This is a genomic window from Sphingobacterium sp. UBA2480 (assembly GCF_002341965.1).
In the GTDB taxonomy this organism is placed as follows: Bacteria; Bacteroidota; Bacteroidia; order Sphingobacteriales; family Sphingobacteriaceae; genus Sphingobacterium; species Sphingobacterium multivorum.
In genome coordinates, this window is sequence record NZ_DDPA01000001.1 from 492,457 (window position 1) to 511,322 (window position 18,866).

The following is an 18,866-nucleotide window of genomic DNA, read 5'->3' on the forward strand; positions in this document are numbered from 1 at the left end:
GTCCTCGACCCCAATGAAAAAAGATGGTTAGTTTGTTGTCGCAATCTAACCATCTTTTTCTCCCGTTTACCTGCCGGGCAGTTGCTGATCAAATTTAATGGCAAGCTTGTTTATCAACTTAAAAATCAGATCAGCTGTTAATTTGGCCGTTCTGGAATCGATATCAAAATGGGGATTAAATTCAGCAAAATCGACAGATTTTACATTGGGCAGATCCAGTAGAATATCATAGATTGTAAAAAACAAATGATCAGGGACTATACCGTTAAATGCCAATGCACTCACTCCAGGCGCATAAGCTGCAGCGAAAGCATCAAGATCAACCGTCAAATATACATAATCTACTGATTTGGCAAAACGTACAATTTTGTCGCGAATGAAATCAAGTTTCTCAACGACCAGACCCTCTCGCCCTATAATCTGTACTTTCTTCGCTTTGGCATAGTCGAGCAATCCTTTGGTATTACTAATTTCTTGAATACCAATTGCCAGGTAATGAAATGGCAAACCTGCATTAGACTGGTCCTGCTCGATTTGATAGAAGCCCGTTCCCGAATTCCCTTTGCCGTCCTGCAATGGACGGATGTCTAAATGGGCATCCAAATTAATAATGCCTAGACTTTGATCACGGCTCTTAAGAAATTCTTTAACACCCAAATAATGGCCATAGGTTACTTCATGGCCGCCACCCAAGATGACTGGAAATCCTTCTTGTTCAAGAATACAATTTAAGGCACAACATAAACCCTGCTGCGACAGCTCTAAATCACTGTCTTTTATCAATATATCACCACAATCTTTAAGTTGTAATTTATCTGAAAAATGTACAGGAAGGTTTGTTAAGACATTCCGAAGTGCTGTGGGTCCGTCCTTGGCTCCTACACGACCTTGATTGCGTCCGACCCCCTCATCGCTACAGAATCCCAGAAAAGCGAAGGACTGTCTTAAATCAGGCTGCTCGAGAAGATCAACACAATCCATTAATTGATGCCAACGCATCCATTCACGATCCTGGCCATCAGTACGCCCCTTCCATACCGCTTGGTCACCTTTACTATATATTTCTGGATTATTCAACAAAAAGTTCATTCGCTCTGATCAAATAATTGTTCAATAATATCGTCATCTACAAGTTGCGCGCGGGTAACTTGCAATGTTGTGTTTCTCTCCATTGCTCGATCTAGCGCCTGATTAGCTTCCTTATTTCTAGCCCAAGCGCGCCTAGCAATCCCATTATTGACATCAAAATACAACATCTTTTCCAATTTAACAGCTGCTTCTTCAGAGCCATCTAGTAGTAGACCAAAGCCTCCGTTGATAACCTCACCCCAACCGACTCCACCGCCATTGTGGATAGAGACCCAGGTAGCCCCCCGGAAACTGTCTCCGATGACATTATGAATTGCCATATCTGCTGTAAATTGACTGCCGTCGTAGATATTGCTTGTTTCCCGATAAGGTGAATCGGTACCGCTCACATCATGATGATCTCTTCCCAATACAATAGGTGCTTCAAACAAGCCACTTTTTACAGCGTCATTAAAAGCCTTTGCTATCGCAATGCGTCCATTGGAATCTGCATAAAGGATACGTGCCTGAGAGCCTACCACAAGTCTATTTTTTCCAGCTTCTTTAATCCATTGTATATTATCTTGCATCTGCTGCTGAATCTCCGTTGGGGCTTCTGTTCGGAGATTTTCCAAAACTGTCATGGCTATTTCGTCTGATTTTTGAAGATCCGAAGCCTTTCCAGACGTACAAACCCACCGAAAAGGTCCAAAACCATAGTCGAAACACATTGGGCCAAGAATATCTTGTACGTAAGATGGGTAGCGGAATTGATCCTTATCGTCATTCCATACCGCTGCACCAGCGCGACTGCTTTCCAATAGAAATGCATTACCGTAATCAAAGAAATAGGTTCCCTTGGATACATGCTTATTGATGGCATCGACATGCCGTATCAAGCTTTCTTGTACGCATTGCTTAAATCGATCAGGATCACTCGCCAATAAAGCATTCGATTCTGCAAAGGTCAGCCCCATCGGATAATAGCCTCCAGACCAAGGATTATGTAATGATGTCTGATCAGATCCGACAGTGATGCGGATATTTTCGTTATCAAAGGCTTCCCACACTTCGACAATATTACCGATATAGGCAAAGGATACGGTCTCCTTTTGATCCATCGCCAACCGTACCTGTTCAACAAGTTCATCGATGTTTTCGATCAATCGGTCTACCCAACCTTGTTCATGCCGTTTCTTTGCCGCAGCGGGATTTATTTCAGCGCATACGGTGATACAGCCGGCAATATTACCTGCTTTAGGTTGTGCGCCACTCATTCCCCCCAAGCCAGAAGTCAAAAATACCTTGCCCTGAATTGTATCATCTGCTGCTAAGTGTTTTCGGAAAGCGTTCATGACAGTAATTGTGGTGCCATGTACTATACCCTGGGGACCAATATACATATAGGAACCTGCTGTCATCTGTCCATATTGCGTAACACCTAAGGCGTTAAAACGCTCCCAGTCATCCGGTTTCGAATAGTTTGGAATCATCATGCCATTCGTTACAACAACACGTGGTGCATGTTGTGACGACGGGAAAAGACCCATCGGATGACCACTGTAGAGATGTAAAGTTTGCTCATCTGTCATCTGAGAAAGATACTGCATGGTGAGCCGATATTGAGCCCAATTTTGGAAAACAGCTCCATTCCCACCATACGTAATCAGTTCATGGGGATGTTGGGCTACAGCCGGATCAAGGTTATTCTGAATCATCAACATAATCGCTGCCGCCTGCTTACTCCCTGCTGGATAGTCAGCTATCGGTCGAGCGTGCATCGCATATTGGGGCCTAAAGCGGTACATGTAGATTCGGCCGTAACTACGGAGCTCCTCTAAAAATTCAGGTGCTAAAACGGTATGCCATTGTTTGGGGAAATAGCGTAATGCGTTCCGTAAAGCCAGCTTCTCTTCCGACCGGGTGAGAATATCCTTTCGTCGGGGGGCATGACTTATGGTATGATCTCGCTCTACTTTTGGGGGCAATACGGTCGGAATACCTTCCGCCACCTCGTTCTTAAATGTATCTTCCATGTTGTTATAATGAGAATACTTCCCGACCATTTTTCCATACTGCTGTAGGTTGCAAACTTCCCTGGTAGTAAGTAATATCCTGATAATTAGCTGTTTTAAATATACTGAAATCTGCTTTCATGCCTTTGGCTAACACGCCGCGATCCGACAGGTTTAAAGCTTTGGCCGCACGGTAGGTTAATGCAGCAAGCAATTCAGCGTTTGTCAACTTCTCTGCTGTTGCCAAAATACTCGCACTTGTCAATAATTGTCCCATGGGTGCAGAACCCGGATTCCAATCACTGCCTATGGCCAAACATGCACCTGCATCCAACAGCTTTCTAGCTGGCGTAAAACCACATCCAAGTCCGATGGAAGCCGCAGGTAGCGCCACCGCAACAGTATCTGAATGGGCAATAAGGTCAATTTCAATTGCTGTTGATGCCTCAAGATGATCCGCAGATTGGGCACCGAGTTCAACTGCAATCTGACTTCCCGAAGTTGTAAACTGATCGGCATGAATAGTCAGGTCAAAACCCATTGCTTTTGCTTTTTGTAAATATGCCACAATGCCTTTTCCTTGAAACGCTGTTTTTTCTATAAATGCGTCAATCCGGTTTGACAGCCCTTCTGATTTCAATAGCGGAAAAAGATCTGTTGCAATTCGATGAAGATAATCCTTTGGCGATCCGCTGAAGTCTCGCGGGAGCATATGTGCCGCCAAACAAGTTGGAACAAGGTCTGATGCCGTACGACGATCCGACTCCTGAATGACACGTAATATCTTCAGCTCTTCTTCAACATTAAGACCGTAACCGCTTTTAACTTCAATTGTTGTGATTCCTTGCCTTAACAGAAAATTTGCACGCTGGATCGTGAGATCAATCAATTCTGCTGCATCACAATCCCTTGTGTGTGATACCGTGCTCCAAATCCCTCCCCCAGCTGCCGCAATCTCCAGGTAGCTTGAGCCTGCATTTCGGAGGGCGAAATCATTCGCTCGATTACCGGCAAAAGCAATATGCGTATGGCAATCAATAAAGCCTGGCAAGGCGACCTGATCTCCTTCTACATGTACAAGTGCCACTTGCTTTCCCCATTGCAGTTGTAATCCCTCAAAGTCCGCCACTTCCATGATATCGTTACCTGCTATTAAAATACCTCCATCTTTAATAATAACTATTTGTTTATCATGGAGCGCCCCATTAACGGGCATATTTGACATGGTTAATATCTGCCTAAAAGGTCCAACTAATTTTAGCTCTTTTTCCATCCTTCTTCGTCTAAAACTCTTCAAATCTTTGTTTCAAATCCGCAGCAATTTCGCCCGTCGCATATTGACGATGCAATGTGATCAGTTCGCCCGATTTTACGAGCCTTAATGCTTCAGTCAACAGCTCTTCCATCGGTTGATCGGATTCGATATGCGGAATGGACTGACGAATTCTCGCATGAATAGCTTCCAATGCTGCAGACGATTTTAATGGCTGATGATAATCCTTTGCCTGTGCCGCACATAACAGTTCAATGCTTAATATTTTATCAACATTGTCAATGACCTGTAGTAATTTTCGGCCGGAAATAGATCCCATACTGACATGGTCCTCTTGGCCTAAAGAGGTAGGAATACTATCTGCACTTGCAGGAAAACAAAGCCCTTTATTCTCACTTGCAATCGCGGCTGTGCTATATTGTAAGATCATAAATCCTGAATTGAGACCGGTTGATTTCATTAACAATTTTGGGACACCGTTGGTTTGACCTTCTAAAGACAAGTAAACCCTTCGATCCGAAATATTGCCGATTTCCGATGCAGCAAGTGTGGCATAATCCAAAGGCAAAGCGATTGACTGTCCGTGAAAGCTACCGCCACTAATGGTTAGTTCATCATTAATGATCACAGGATTATCGGTCACTGCATTTATTTCGATTTCTATGGTCTCCTTCAAATGAAGCCAAGCATTGCGTGATGCTCCGTGGACTTGAGGGATACAGCGCAAAGAATAGGGATCTTGTACGCGGGAACAGTCTTTGTGGCTTTCTAAAATGGCGGAGCCATGAAGCATGTTAAAAATGCTTGCAGCGACATAACGGTTTCCGGCATGCGGGCGTAATTGATGTAATTCAGTAAAAAATGGTTTTATTGAGCCGTTTAAACCTTCAATCATTAAGGTCGCAATAATATCAGCATTCTGAAGTACACGATTTAACTCAGCAACAGCCATCACAGCATGGGCTGCCATAAATTGAGTTCCATTGATCAAAGCCAGACCTTCTTTTGCGCCCAAGTGCACCGGAGCCATACCATATTTTTCCAGAACGGTAGCTGTTTCCATAATTTCCCCTTCTACGTTGACTTTTCCTAAGCCAATCAAGGGTAAAAATAAATGTGACAATGGCGCCAAATCACCCGATGCGCCGACAGAGCCTTGCTTAGGTACCACAGGAATGATATGGTTTTCGATATGCCAAATAATCCGTTCAATTGTCGCATACTGAACACCCGAAAATCCTTGAGAAAGCGCGTGAACTTTAAGAATAAGCATCAATTTGGCCAAATCATTGGCGATAGGTTCGCCCATACCGACAGCATGGCTTTTTAGAATGTTTTCTTGTAGCAACTGCGTTTGACTTGCGTCAATAAGTGTGGTACACAAGGGACCAAAACCGGTATTAATCCCATAGACAACCTCACCACGCTCGACTATTTTACGGACATAACTGGCGCTCTGCTCGATCTTATTCTTGACTCCGGGTGATATTTCCCCCGTAACCGTTCCTTTTACTATGGCTAAGGCTATGGAGCATGTTAGCTGCCCACTGCCGTATAAAAATTTTTCCATCTTCCTATCTGCTTTACTCAAATGTACTTGCTATATTTGATAATTAGAAATACCATTTTTATCATCAATTGATAACCATGAATTATCAAATAGAACTAAGACACTTACTGTATTTTAAAGTATTGGCAGAAGAGCTGCATTTTAGAAGGGCTGCCGAAAAATTGTTTATTGCGCAGCCGGGCTTGAGCAGACAAATTAAGCAGCTGGAGGAATCCTATGGCGTAGCACTTTTTGAGCGTAATAAACGAAATGTTCAAATGACGGAAGCTGGGATCTATCTCTTTGCGGAGGTGAAAGAACTCTTTAGGCACTTGGATCAGATTGAAACTCAACTTCAAAGCTTTGCCAATGGTAAAATAAGTACCTTAAAGCTGGGGTTTATTGGGTCGGCTGTTCAGACCATCCTGCCGGAACTACTACTCAATTTAAAACAGCAGCAACCAGATATTGAGTTAGCACTTCACGAACTAGCGAATGAAACCCAGCTGGATCTGCTGGAGAAAAAAGAATTGGACTTAGGCTTTGTTCGTCTTTCGGAAACGCCACCTGGCCTATGTAGCCTGCCTATACATACCGAGCATTTTAGTCTCGTTTTACCCAACGATCATCCCCTATTGAATTCGCCGAAAGCAAGTCTTGACGCCTTAAAAGATGAATCATTTATCTTATTTTCCAAAAACTATAGCCACTCTTATTATGATCTCGTCATGAGTATCTTTAGTGATCATAAGTTTATCCCCAAAGTTACTTTGCGCACTGTGAATGCTTTGACCATTTTCAATATGGTTGCTCAGGGATTGGGTGTTGCCATTGTTCCTTCGTCTTTAAAGAACGGATACCATGTTGATGTCACCTTCCTTGAATTGAACGGTTTACCACAACGAACAACGCTCTCTCTAGTTTGGAATGCACAAAATCGCAACCCGGGTATTCCATTGGTCACCCAGATCATCACTTCAAAACTAAAATACGGATATAATACGTCAAAGCGGGATAATTAAGGTCTAAGTCCATATTAAAACAATAAAGAATAAATTGTTCGGTAAGCTTGTTCGTGTATTGCATATCAGAAACAAATTTTCTAAGTTTGAGTTATTTACTAAACTTGATAAAAAAACAAATTATGATTTTAGAAGTAGCTGTATTGCAAATTATTGAAGGACAACAATCCAATTTTGAAAGAGACTATAAAACAGCTTGCCAGTATATTAGTGCGAGTAAAGGCTATATAACGCATTCACTACGTAAATGTATTGAGAAAGACAACCAGTACATTCTATTGGTCGAATGGGAAACGTTGGAAGATCATACCATCGGTTTCAGAGAATCTGCATTATTTAAGGAATGGGAAAAACTTTTACATCATTACTACGATCCGTTTCCAACAGTCGAACATTATGAAGTGTTAAAATAGTAGTTTTATCGTCCTTTTTCTATAATAATCTAGTATCTTTGTAGAAATTTTTGATATTCAACTTTTAACCCCTGTAGCGTCGCAAGCGTTACAGCTTTGAACAGAACAAGATGTACACAAAAGAAAAAGCAAAAGTAAATAGTTTTACGGTAGATCATACCAAATTAAAACAAGGGATCTACGCTAAAGCTTCTACCACCAATAACAGCAATGTTGAAAGTTATACAACTTACGACATTCGCATGATCAGACCGAATTCTCCTGAGCGTATGCTATCGCCTGAAGTCATGCATACCTTAGAGCATTGTTTTGCAACAGAAATTAGAACCATCTTAGGTGATGAGGTTATTTATGTTGGACCAATGGGCTGTTGCACGGGATTTTATGTTGTATTGGCTGGAACAGCGAAAACTCCTCAGAATGTGGCGGAATTGATGAAAGAAGTATTAGAGACTATTCTTACAGAAGGATACGAAGTACCTTTCCAAAACCCGATTAGCTGCGGAAACTACACATTTATGGATTTTCCCACCTCAAAGCAGGCTTGTGTTAACTTCTTAAATCTGATAACTGCCGGAGAATTGGCTTTTGAGTATCCATATATTGAAGAAAACTAAATGATCCTGAATAAAGATATTGAAACGATTATCTTGGTAGCAAATAAAAATGAGCTATCTTTTAATCCGACCAGTGAATCGACTTTTGTCTACGAAATTGGTGTAGGTAAAGTAAATGCTCTCCTAGCCGTTGCTACGCTTTATGAAGACATCAAAGCTTTAGGGATCAATCCTGTTCTTCTCAATGTGGGCACTGTGGGCTGTACAAGACATCCGATAGGACATGTTCTTTATCCGGCATACTATGCGCAAGGAGACGCGTATACAGATGGTTTTTTTCTGGAAAACACCTTGTTTTTTAAAGGGCAAGGGATTTTGGAATCCATTTCACGCGATGAATTTCGTTACGAAGATGCACTCTTGACATCGGATCGTTTTATCAATGTAAATACGGCTTTTTATCAGGATATCAAACATTTTAATCCTCTGGCATTTGATATGGAATCTTATGCCCTAGCGAATTTCTGTTTTCAAAAAAATCTCACCTTTCATAGCATTAAAATTGTTTCAGACAATTGTGATGGTACCGTTAAAGATTGGGAAAGCATTTTAGGGGAAATTTCAGGGAGATTAGGAGACATCCTCGATCAATTTATGAAAAAATTGAATCACGAAAAAGCTGCTGCTGTCCCTATATCGTAAGTTAATGAGATAACAAAAAGACCTGTAGAAATAGAGGTCTTTTTTGTTGCTATTTGGGCCGTACCGCTGCCCAAATTCCCCAGCATTATTCCAATAAACTACCTTGTTCTTTCTTCAACAGCTGCCCCTACCGTCCTTCTAATTTGAATTTATCGAAACTATTCTTCGCCGAGGTTGTTCAGATAGTGGATGACAAGCCCATCGTTATAGTCAATATAACTCTTCCACACTGCAAATAAATCGATCTAATATTCTTATGAAGAAAAAGAAGAAAATAATAATTTCAAATAGACTGCCGATACAAATAGAACGAAAAAAAGAAAAATTAATCATCAAGCCGAGTGCGGGTGGACTTGCAACTGGGTTAAACTCCGCTTTTGATAGCGACGAAATACTCTGGGTTGGCTGGCCGGGAATCGTTCCGAAAGATGAAGAGGAAAAAGAAAAGATTGTTGAGCTTCTCAAACCGATGAGCTTACTTCCTGTTTTCTTATCAAAAGATGAAATCCGCAATTTCTACGAAGGTTATTCCAATGAGGTTCTCTGGCCTATCTGTCACTATCAGCCGAGCTACATTCATTTTGATCGCGAATATTGGTCTACGTATGTCACAGTGAATAAAAAATTTTGTGAAGCCGCTCTTTCCATCGATCAACTTTCGGATTTTATCTGGGTGCAGGATTATCAGCTTATGCTGCTCCCGCAACTGCTGCGTTCAGAAAACCAAACACTCAACATCGGTTATTTTCACCATATCCCCTTTCCTTCTGAAGAGCTCTTTATGAACATTCCACAACGTAAAGAATTGGTCGAAGGTTTATTGGGTGCGGATCTCATCGGATTTCATACGTTCGCTGATAGCCAGAACTTTCTAAACGCCTGCAAAAAAATACTGCATGTATCATCTGGTTATAATCAGCTGAAATATAAAGATCGCCATATCTTTGTGGAATCCTTTCCGATGGGCATTGATTTTGATAAATTCGTCCAAGTCAGCCATCAACCAAAAATTCAATCCATTGCAAGCCAATTTCGAAGCCACTTTCCCGACCAGAAGATTATTATATCGGTCGACAGGCTCGATTATAGCAAAGGGATATTAGAGCGATTACGTGCTTTTCTCACCTTCCTTGAAAAATACCCCGAATGGCATACAAAAGTTGTCTTATATATGCTTATCGTGCCATCAAGGGATAAAGTGTCGCAATATAAGAAGCTGAAAGACGAGATTAACCGAAAGGTGAGTGAAATCAATTCCATTTATGGAAATTTAAGCTGGACGCCAGTATTATATTTTTACAAATCACTTCCATTCGAGGAGCTGGTTGGATTATATGTTGCATCTGATATCTGCATGATTACATCGACGCGCGATGGGATGAATCTTGTCAGTAAAGAATATATCGCCAGTAAAACGTTATCAAAAGGTGTGTTGATTTTAAGTGAGTTTGCGGGCGCTTCCAAAGAACTTGTTGACGCCTTGATTATCAACCCCTATAATCGAACGGAAACTGCTGACAGTATTTACCAAGCGCTTAAAATGCCGCCCGAAGAAGTTCAGGAACGTACCGATGCCAATATTCAGATTATACAGAAGTTTAATGTACAGCATTGGGTGCAACTATTTACCAATCGCCTGGCTGAAACCAAAGCCATCCAGCGTGATGAATGGGCAAGGCGGATTTCAGATAAAGTGTTCAGTAGTATTTCGGAACGATACAGTAAAAGCAGCAATAGGCTCTTTTTCCTGGATTATGACGGCACTTTGGTCAAATTCCAGAACCACGCCCAAAAAGCAACTCCGACGACCTTATTGTACAACCTCTTGGATAATATTATTTCAGACCCACTTAATACCTTGGTCATCATAAGCGGGCGCTCGCAAGAAAGCTTATCGTCTTGGTTTGACGGTCGGTCTTACTATTTGGTTGCCGAACATGGCATTTGGTCAAATTTCCCAAATTTCAACTGGTCATATAAAAAAGGACTGGCACTTCATTGGATGCCCGAAGTAAAAAAATTGATGGAAAAATTGGCCGACCAAACTCCAGGCGCATTTATTGAAGTCAAGCCTTATTCGTTGGCCTGGCATTATAGAAAAGTAGAATTAGGCTTGGGCGAACTTAAAGCCACTGAATTAAAAGAGATTTTAAACCCGATGCTGAATGATTATGGCTTACAGTTACTTGACGGAAATGCGGTCATTGAGGTTAAAAATACGGAAGTTAACAAAGGTAAAGCAGCATTGGAAATTGCAGGTCATATAAAAGCAGATTTTATGTTGGTCATTGGCGACGACATTACCGATGAAGACCTATTCCGTTATCTTCCTCAATCGACGATAAGTATTAAAGTTGGTAGCAATAAGTCTGCGGCAAAATATTATCTGGATGAACAAGAAGATGTTCTTCAATTTTTGAATCAACTTATCATAAAATAATGAACGAAAATACAATGGAAAAAAGACATACCTATCAATCTGGAATCATTGGCAATTGTTCCTATATTGCGCATGTCGGTATGGATACCAATATATCTTGGCTGTGCTGGCCCTCTTTCGAAGATAGCTTTGTATTTGGCAGTATGCTCGACAAACAGCAAGGCGGGCGCTTTGAGATCAGCTCAGAGGAACCTATTGTCGAAACCAAGCAATACTACATCAAAAACTCCAACGTGCTCTGCACGGAAATCCATACAGCGTCCTATGCCTATCGCGTTACGGATTTTGCCCCTCGATTTGAACAATTCGGACGATATTTTAAACCTTTGATGTTGGTCCGGAAGATCGAACCTTTATATGGGGTCCCCAGTGTAAACGTTAGGTGTCATCCTACTGGCGACTATGGCCGATTGGCACTTAAACCAACCCGTGGAAGCAATCATATCCTGTATAGTAACGACCAGATCGGAGAACGAATTCGCCTTACTACGGATCTGCCCATTTCTCATTTCTTTCAAGAGGAGAGCTGGACCATCATCAGTGAGAATAAATACCTTGTATTGACCTATGATGCTGCTTTCGAATCAGCTATCGCAGGTACCTGCGAAGATTTTCTCCATAAGACAATTAGCTATTGGCAGCGATGGATTAAAAGATGTAGTATTCCCAACATCTATCAAACAGAAGTTATTCGATCCGCTTTGGTGCTAAAGCTCCATCAATATGAGGACACAGGAGCAATTATAGCAGCTTCAACAACAAGCTTGCCCGAGTACCCTGGTTCTGGCAGAAACTGGGACTACCGCTATTGCTGGGTACGGGATAGCTACTATGTGCTAACGGCACTGACGCATATCGGTCAATTTGAAGAAATGGAAAGCTTTGCAAACTATATTGCCGGCATCACACATCGTAATCCGGGAAGGCTTCAACCATTGTACGGTATTCTCGGCAATTCCGAGCTTACGGAACATATTTTACCCTATCTAAAAGGATATCAGGAAAGCGGTCCAGTGCGAATCGGGAACCAGGCGTTTGAACATATCCAAAATGACGTCTATGGTCAGGCTATGATTGCATTGTTGCCTCTTTTCACTGATCAGCGTTTTAAAATCCATGAAAACAAAAATGTCTTAGGCTGGGTGAATTTTATTCTGGAAAAAATAGAAGCCACAATCGAGGAAAAAGATGCCGGCATTTGGGAGTTCCGGAACTTTGCCAACCATCACTGCTATTCGAATCTTTTCCAATGGGTTGGATGCAAAGCTGCCCTATTAATTGCACGCCAAAATGGTTATCAGGATATGGAGGATCGCGCGAATGTTCTCCTAAAAAAGGCAGAAGCTTACATTGAAGCTTGTTATGACGAGGAGCGAAAAGTCTATCAAAACGCATTAGACAGCCGAAATTTAGATGCAAGCACCTTACAGCTTATTGTTATGGATTATCTTGACCCAAAATCGGACCGTGCACGTCATCACCTCGAGATGCTGGAAAAAGAATTAAAAGGCGAAAATGGACTTTTTTATCGGTATAAGCATCAAGATGATTTTGGCCGCCCCAAATCCACGTTCTTGGTCTGTGCATTTTGGTATGTAGAAGCCTTGGCCTGCGTAGGGCGTGTGGAAGAAGCGAAAGAGATTCTCGAACGTTTGCTGACCTACAGCAATCACTTAGGTCTGTTCAGCGAAGATGTTACGGAAGATAACGGTAGCCAATGGGGTAATTTCCCTCAAGCCTATAGTCACGTTGGATTGATGAATGCTGTTTACCGCCTAGCGATAAAATTGGATAAACCAATTTTTCACTAACATAAAACAAACATGAAGGTGTTAAAAAGTAAGGTTAACACCTTCGGTTTGAGCATTCGAAAGCGCTATCGGTGCTTATATTAAGGTCTGTTTGTATCGATCAAAATGCTCACAGATTTCTTCCACCCCAATTTGTTTACCCATTAAATCGATAAAACGGTTCTTATACAATGAGAAAATATATAATCCTGTTGCCAAGCTTCCCACCACAAAAATACCTTCCTGCTCGTTACTTTTGACCAGTTTATTATTTAGATGACATTCCTTAAGCAATGGTATATCATAAGAAGACCATTTCCCCATTTTATCTTTTAGTACCAACCCAATATTTTTTGTTCCAGTCATCGTAATTTGCTCCTTTCTTAAAAAGGGAACATCAGTAATTGTCTAAATGTTTGCATCATTTGCTGATTCCAGCAAAAATGCGTCTTTTATACACAGTATCAAGTATAAACACGTTATATAAAAAAAGCATGTTTTCACCATTATGGTTTGAAAACATGCTTTTATTAAGTCTGTACGAGATTAATCTATCTTTTGCCAGGCAGATAGATCTGAAAACCCAAACCTACCCCCAATCCACTCGCTCCACTACCCGTATTGATATTGGCTTTACTGTAGTTATAACCGAAGGTGGCTTCCAAAGCCACTGTCCTGGTAATAAAATGTGCATAACCCACATTCGCTCCTACGGCCAGCGCAACATCTTTCCCTTTCGAGCTACCCGAAATCCCGATGTCTCCCTGCCCAAAGAATCTCCCTGTAGTTGAACCTGCATTGGGGAAGTAATAGCGTACAAAAGGTGCAACCCCATATGTCCATTCATTATCAGCATCCTTTACCGTGGCCAAACCTAAGTTGGCTTGCGCTCCGATGGCCAAACCATCCGAAACAAAATAGCCCGCTCTCGGTTGAAGTGCAATGTTAAACGATTTTGCTTCAAAGCTGTAGCCTAGATTACCGATCGATCCACCGACCATCCAGTTTCCTTGCTTTATAGGTTCGATGCCTACCTCCGATGACATCTGTGGCGTGGTCTCAATTTTCTGCGCATGGGCCTGATACCCAATACCTGCTGTTATTAATAAAAGAAGTGTCGATTTTTTCATATATATGTATGTTCTAAATTACTTTAATTTAATAACAAGGTCAATAAATGAAAAGTTTTAAATTTATCATTAAAATATGGATACCACTTTTTAATAAAAAAAACAACCATTCAGTTTTAATTGCTGTTCTTTATTAAAAAGATGATGAATACAGCAATTCAATTTGGTGATTCTATTTCACAATCATATTGGAGAAACTCCATGTACATGAACGAAATAGACCCTCTAGACAACGATCCAAGTACCGACGATGGTACTTCTGTACGGAAGCAGCCTCAAGTCCCTTCCCAAGAAGACGTAACTCCTGACCTATACTATCCTGAAAATGCAGAGGGGCCTGATCCAAGCGAAGAAGAACAACGCGATCGTAGTAATAAAGAAAAAATTAATACAGAAGAGGATCAAAAGAAAGAGCAACCGGACCATTCTGAAGAAGATATTTATGGTGCTGATTCGGATCAAAAGAAAGAGCAAAAAAACTCCCTTAATTAAGGGAGTTTTTTTATCAGATATATTGATAGGTCGACGAGATGGTTAAGGTTTTGATTTACTATTATTGATACTGTCTTTCCTAAGTGTGTCTGCTAAACTCGTATCTTTCTGCATGGTCATTTTTTGCTGTTCGCTTAAATTATACCGGGTTTCGTCGGCATCAGTAGGTGCAATGTTGTCTGACTGACCGCTTCCCTCAGTTTGATTTTTGGTCGAGTTTTGGCACGAAAAGAATAGTGTAGCGCATAATATCGCTCCTAAAGTTAATGTGAATCTTTTGCTCTTTTTCATAGTCTATTTTATTTTGCTTTAATCTTTTTCGATAAGAACCACGTTCAAAGCTTATTAGTTCAATAAAAGCTGATAAAAACAAGAAATTTAAAACTTGCTTGAAAAAATGGACACTGGCATAAATCATTAAAACAGGTAATACCCGTAATAAAGACATTTTTTTTAGGAACAAATACCCAATTAAAAAAACTATTCATGGCAGTAAATTTTATTGCGACACGTTTAATCCTGCTTTTTTGTAGTGTTTCTACTACAAAATCAAGGATACGCAGCGTTACGTATTTTTCCCATATACCTGTTTAAACAAGGTTTGGATGACCTCTAAATCGCAAAACTAGCACTTTAATTGTACCTCTGTTTATCGAATACACATCAGTCAATTTAACAAAAGGTACTATGAACAATTCCAATTTAAATTTGTTAGTCGAAGAAAAAAGAAGTCTTTTGAAACATTTCGCGGGAAAATTCACCAATGATCCTGATGAAAAAGAGGATTTGGTTCAAGAAACACTTATCCGCGCATTAAAATCGATCGATGATTTTATCCGTCACCCCAAGTTAATGTCTTGGCTTTACGTTATTATGAAAAATGTATACATCAATCAATACCGCAAAGCGAAGCGTACGAATGATATCCACGAAACCTACATCGGTCTCGAAAGTACCAATACAATAGAAACAAATAAAAGTGACAACAAATTCATCGCGGATGATATTGAAAAAGCGATGTGCAGTTTGTCGGAAGAAAATTATCAAGTGTTTCAATTATTTCTCGAAGGATACAAGTATCATGAGATAGCCTCTTATTTTGACATGCCCGAAGGCACTATAAAAACCAGGATCCACATGACAAGAAAGAAACTTCAAAAGCAACTTAAAATTTACAGGCTCAAATAAAAAACAAAAAGGTGGTTCTAGGGTTATCTATCTAGAAGCAGCTAACCGACATCACAACAATTCGTTAAATGGTAAACATATGAAATCAAGAGTTAAAATAAATAATCAGCAAGCTATGGTCATTGCGCTACTTATCTGCGGCGGTCCGATAGGAAAAGGAAATAGCAAAACCATTGTTCAACCAGAAGTTTCGGAATCAGTAGACAAGAAACAGATTAAGGTCGATACGGAAAAAGGTAAAAAAACTTCTTTTAATAAAAAATAAAGATAGCAATTACCGTCCAACGGCTGCTTTAGCAATTTAAAGCAGCCGTTTTTTTTGCGTTTCGCTCCAGCTATCGTGCAACAATCTACTGATGGTACGCAGTATAAAATCGCCTTCATGGATGAAATTATACCTATCCTGTTCTTTCACAAAACTGCAGGGCTACTTGAGGCGTTCTTAAGTGAAAAATAGAAATTCAAAAAGCCGACATTAAATGGAAAACAATACGATAAATGATCGTACATTAATCAGCGACCTTATACAGATCAACAACGATCGGATTGCAGGCTATCAGAAAGCTGTAGAAATAGCCACACGCCTCCATCTTGAACATTTAAATAACACCTTTATTGAGTTTATGAACCAAACCGAGGTATTTATTGAAGAATTAAAACCCTACCTAGCTCCGCTGGAAGACGACTCAATCGGAGGAACGATGATCAGTGGCAAGCTATTCAGAATTTGGATGGAGATAAAATCCGCCATTTCAGGAAATGATGAAAGGAGTTTACTATGCAGCTGTGAGCAAGGTGAAGATGCCTTTACACATACCTATAAGGATGTTGTTGACCATGAAGACTGGGAAATCAGCCATGATCTGCTCCTGCTCATCGAAAAACAACTTGGTATACAGCTCGAAGCTCACGAATATATTAAAACGTTACGAGACAAGGCCACTACGTCTTAACCTATTATCAACATATTTTACAAGGGTAAATGCACTATGAAAGCAAGAACGGGGTATACAAGAAGAAAAGTAGGTAAGTCTTTTAAATATTTCGACGCTTCGGAAAAGGAAGTGTCCGATAAAAAGATTTTAGAGCGGATCGCAAAACTCGTTATTCCACCAAATTGGACAGATGTTTGGATCGCTAAAAGCTCAAAAAGCGATTTACAGGCTTTTGGCTTCGACCAAAAAGGACGCAAACAATATATCTATCATTCCAAATTTGTCGGCCAACGGCAAGCTGCAAAGTTTAGCAATATCCTCTATATGGGTAAATACTTACAAGAGTTGAGAAACATCAGTTCCAAACACCTCAAACACGAATTTTGGGACATGGATAAACTTTGTGCAGTTGCTTTTAAAATAATGGACAGTACATTGATTCGTATTGGCAATAAGCGTTATACACTGACAAATAAATCGTATGGGCTGAGTACTTTGGAAAAAAGACACGTCAGCATTGAAGGCAATCGGATATCGCTAGCCTATAAAGGTAAAAAGGGGGTTTTCCAGCAGAAATCCTGGACCAACAAACAACAAGCTAAACTTTTGGAAGAATTACTAAAAATGAAAGGCAAAAGGATATTCCAAATGGATAGTGCAAGTTGCGAAAGTACTTTCTGTGGCTCCGCTTTTAATCAGTATCTGCGGAAGAATTGTACGGGTGAGATCAGCTGCAAGAGTATTCGCATTTGGGGCGCCAGTCGTGAAGCCTTTTATCAGCTTGCGCAAACAAAACAGGCGGAATCACTCAGTGCACGGAAAAGACAATTAAATAGCGTCATCAAGAAGGTTGCAGAGCAACTTGGTAATACGAAGTCTGTTTCGCAGACTTATTATATCCATCCGGCCATACAACAGGTATTTATGGAAGCAAAGTTCCCCTTTATAAAAGATAAATTACCACTAGCGAAGCTTGAAGAGAGAGTATTCCGATTTTTACGTAAGCATGGCTAAGCAGGAAATTACCGGCCAAATCTAAACCATTCTTCCAATGGATGGTTTAGCTTATGAAGCCATCTCGCAACCATCTCCATTGCTGCAACAGAAAAGGTTATACCATTTCCGCCGAAGCCACATACAAAATATGAATTTTTGAACTTTCTATGTTCTCCGATATAAGGTAATCCATCTTTGGTCGTCCCAAATGTACCTGCCCAAGTAAAATCAGTGCGGAAGGTTTTATCGACAAAAATTTTATTAAATGACTGCGCTAACTTATGAGACTTTTTTGCAATGAGCTCATCTCGCTTGATGGGATCTTTAAAGGTCTCATCTTCTCCTCCAATCAGAAACCTATCGTCGTCTGTTGTTCGCATATACAAATAGGGCGTGGCCGTATTCCAGATGAGAAGGTCGCGATATAGCTGATTATGTTCTTTATTAGCTTCCGATACAATAGCAAATGTGCTTAGCAGGTCAACAAATTTTTCGGAAATGAGATTTGTTGTTTCGTATCCTGTACAATAGATAATCTTTTCCGCTTTGATTTTAGCCCCTGTTGAAGTAATCGCTGAATTATAACCAGACTTATAAAACACTTTTTCTAACGCTGTCTTGTCAAAAATAGATAACCCTCGGTTAACATTATATGCCAATAGTTCGTGTGTGAAACAAAAGGCGTCAATGCTTGCCCCTAGATCCGAAAGTATACCCCCATAAGCACCGCTCATTGCATAACGTTCCCTGATATCCCGCTCCGTTAGCCACTTGACGTCGAAGCCAGCTTCTTGCCTTGCTTCGAACTCCTCCTTTAGCCAAGCTATATCCTTTTTCTTTGCCGCATAGTAGAGTGACTGTTTGCTTCTAAAACCAGCTTTCGATCGGATTTTCTTGGCAAGTCTACCTAATTTATCAATAGCTTCTCCACAGGCTCGGTAGCTCGCAATTGCCCCCTGAATGCCGATTAATTCCTTTAATCTATATAAGGGAATATCAATCTCATATTGTAACATGGAAGTTGTTGCCGCCGAACTCCCATTCACAATTTCCCGCTTATCTATAAGAACACATTTCTTTCCATCGGCCATACATTGATGCGCAATCAAGGCTCCGGTGATCCCCCCTCCTACAATAAGTACATCACAGCTTATATCTTTTTGTAAGGAAGGATAGGTATTTAAGAGACCATTCTTCACCAACCAAAATGGCTCATTAGACTTTAAATTCATGATAATAATAGCAGCTTTACAGTATATAACCGATTCCTTTAGGAATAGTTTGCCAGCTATTTTA

General features: G+C 40.6%; 19 protein-coding genes. 11 read left to right on the forward strand and 8 right to left on the reverse strand.

What is annotated here, in order from left to right; all coding sequences use genetic code 11:
- Window positions 1-66: 66 nt before the first annotated feature.
- The 4 genes from hutG to hutH are packed head-to-tail and all read right to left on the reverse strand — an operon-like array spanning window position 67 to window position 5,926.
- Window positions 67-1,089: a formimidoylglutamase gene (gene hutG, locus B3600_RS02280; RefSeq protein ID WP_286751943.1), complete on the reverse strand. Its 1,023-nt coding sequence runs from the start codon at window positions 1,087-1,089 to the stop codon at window positions 67-69.
- Complete coding sequence (locus B3600_RS02285) at window positions 1,086-3,104, reverse strand: urocanate hydratase (protein ID WP_286751944.1); 2,019 nt, start codon at window positions 3,102-3,104, stop codon at window positions 1,086-1,088. Before B3600_RS02285 ends, hutG begins: the two co-directional genes overlap by 4 nt.
- A 4-nt stretch (window positions 3,105-3,108) precedes the next feature.
- On the reverse strand, window positions 3,109-4,356 hold the full coding sequence (gene hutI / locus B3600_RS02290) for an imidazolonepropionase (protein WP_286751945.1): 1,248 nt from the start codon (window positions 4,354-4,356) through the stop codon (window positions 3,109-3,111).
- A gap of 10 nt (window positions 4,357-4,366) precedes the next feature.
- The gene (hutH, locus tag B3600_RS02295) at window positions 4,367-5,926 is read right to left on the reverse strand and encodes a histidine ammonia-lyase (protein WP_112374086.1); all 1,560 of its coding nucleotides are present in this window, start codon (window positions 5,924-5,926) and stop codon (window positions 4,367-4,369) included.
- Between the two features lie 77 nt (window positions 5,927-6,003).
- On the opposite strand from hutH, the gene B3600_RS02300 reads away from it, so the two are divergent.
- From B3600_RS02300 to B3600_RS02325, 6 genes are all read left to right on the forward strand, one after another.
- The gene (locus B3600_RS02300; protein WP_286751946.1) at window positions 6,004-6,927 is read left to right on the forward strand and encodes a LysR family transcriptional regulator; all 924 of its coding nucleotides are present in this window, start codon (window positions 6,004-6,006) and stop codon (window positions 6,925-6,927) included.
- A 122-nt stretch (window positions 6,928-7,049) separates the two neighbouring features.
- On the forward strand, window positions 7,050-7,340 hold the full coding sequence (locus B3600_RS02305) for an antibiotic biosynthesis monooxygenase family protein (protein ID WP_046673491.1): 291 nt from the start codon (window positions 7,050-7,052) through the stop codon (window positions 7,338-7,340).
- Window positions 7,341-7,450: 110 nt separating this feature from the next.
- The gene (locus B3600_RS02310) at window positions 7,451-7,957 is read left to right on the forward strand and encodes an S-ribosylhomocysteine lyase (RefSeq protein ID WP_046673492.1); all 507 of its coding nucleotides are present in this window, start codon (window positions 7,451-7,453) and stop codon (window positions 7,955-7,957) included.
- Window positions 7,958-8,599: a hypothetical protein gene (locus B3600_RS02315; RefSeq protein WP_046673493.1), complete on the forward strand. Its 642-nt coding sequence runs from the start codon at window positions 7,958-7,960 to the stop codon at window positions 8,597-8,599. It abuts the gene before it with no gap.
- Between the two features lie 256 nt (window positions 8,600-8,855).
- Window positions 8,856-11,039 (forward strand): bifunctional alpha,alpha-trehalose-phosphate synthase (UDP-forming)/trehalose-phosphatase, encoded by a 2,184-nt coding sequence (locus B3600_RS02320; protein WP_286751947.1) that lies wholly within the window; start codon window positions 8,856-8,858, stop codon window positions 11,037-11,039.
- Complete coding sequence (locus tag B3600_RS02325; protein ID WP_070563945.1) at window positions 11,039-12,850, forward strand: glycoside hydrolase family 15 protein; 1,812 nt, start codon at window positions 11,039-11,041, stop codon at window positions 12,848-12,850. The genes B3600_RS02320 and B3600_RS02325 overlap by 1 nt, the downstream gene beginning before the upstream one ends.
- Before the next feature lie 75 nt (window positions 12,851-12,925).
- Here B3600_RS02325 and B3600_RS02330 read toward each other — a convergent pair whose 3' ends face one another.
- Both B3600_RS02330 and B3600_RS02335 read right to left on the reverse strand, forming a co-directional pair.
- Entirely contained in the window at window positions 12,926-13,195 is a 270-nt protein-coding gene (locus tag B3600_RS02330; protein ID WP_046673496.1) for a hypothetical protein, read from the reverse strand.
- A 185-nt stretch (window positions 13,196-13,380) separates the two neighbouring features.
- Window positions 13,381-13,959 carry a hypothetical protein gene (locus B3600_RS02335; RefSeq protein WP_046673497.1) on the reverse strand — a complete coding sequence of 193 codons (579 nt, stop codon included), beginning with the start codon at window positions 13,957-13,959 and terminating at the stop codon, window positions 13,381-13,383.
- Between the two features lie 141 nt (window positions 13,960-14,100).
- Here B3600_RS02335 and B3600_RS02340 point away from each other — a divergent pair, with 141 nt between their 5' ends.
- Window positions 14,101-14,451 (forward strand): hypothetical protein, encoded by a 351-nt coding sequence (locus tag B3600_RS02340; RefSeq protein WP_286751948.1) that lies wholly within the window; start codon window positions 14,101-14,103, stop codon window positions 14,449-14,451.
- 42 nt (window positions 14,452-14,493) lie between these two features.
- On the opposite strand, the gene B3600_RS02345 is transcribed toward B3600_RS02340, so the two are convergent.
- Window positions 14,494-14,742 (reverse strand): hypothetical protein, encoded by a 249-nt coding sequence (locus B3600_RS02345; protein ID WP_070563936.1) that lies wholly within the window; start codon window positions 14,740-14,742, stop codon window positions 14,494-14,496.
- A gap of 396 nt (window positions 14,743-15,138) precedes the next feature.
- Here B3600_RS02345 and B3600_RS02350 point away from each other — a divergent pair, with 396 nt between their 5' ends.
- From B3600_RS02350 to B3600_RS02365, 4 genes are all read left to right on the forward strand, one after another.
- Window positions 15,139-15,639 carry an RNA polymerase sigma factor gene (locus tag B3600_RS02350; RefSeq protein WP_286751949.1) on the forward strand — a complete coding sequence of 167 codons (501 nt, stop codon included), beginning with the start codon at window positions 15,139-15,141 and terminating at the stop codon, window positions 15,637-15,639.
- A gap of 79 nt (window positions 15,640-15,718) precedes the next feature.
- Window positions 15,719-15,904 carry a hypothetical protein gene (locus B3600_RS02355; protein ID WP_286751950.1) on the forward strand — a complete coding sequence of 62 codons (186 nt, stop codon included), beginning with the start codon at window positions 15,719-15,721 and terminating at the stop codon, window positions 15,902-15,904.
- A gap of 214 nt (window positions 15,905-16,118) precedes the next feature.
- Complete coding sequence (locus tag B3600_RS02360) at window positions 16,119-16,592, forward strand: PA2169 family four-helix-bundle protein (RefSeq protein WP_286751951.1); 474 nt, start codon at window positions 16,119-16,121, stop codon at window positions 16,590-16,592.
- A 36-nt stretch (window positions 16,593-16,628) separates the two neighbouring features.
- Entirely contained in the window at window positions 16,629-17,588 is a 960-nt protein-coding gene (locus tag B3600_RS02365; protein ID WP_286751952.1) for a DNA topoisomerase IB, read from the forward strand.
- Window positions 17,589-17,596: 8 nt separating this feature from the next.
- Here B3600_RS02365 and B3600_RS02370 read toward each other — a convergent pair whose 3' ends face one another.
- The gene (locus tag B3600_RS02370) at window positions 17,597-18,802 is read right to left on the reverse strand and encodes an NAD(P)/FAD-dependent oxidoreductase (RefSeq protein ID WP_286751953.1); all 1,206 of its coding nucleotides are present in this window, start codon (window positions 18,800-18,802) and stop codon (window positions 17,597-17,599) included.
- Between the last annotated feature and the right edge of the window lie 64 nt (window positions 18,803-18,866).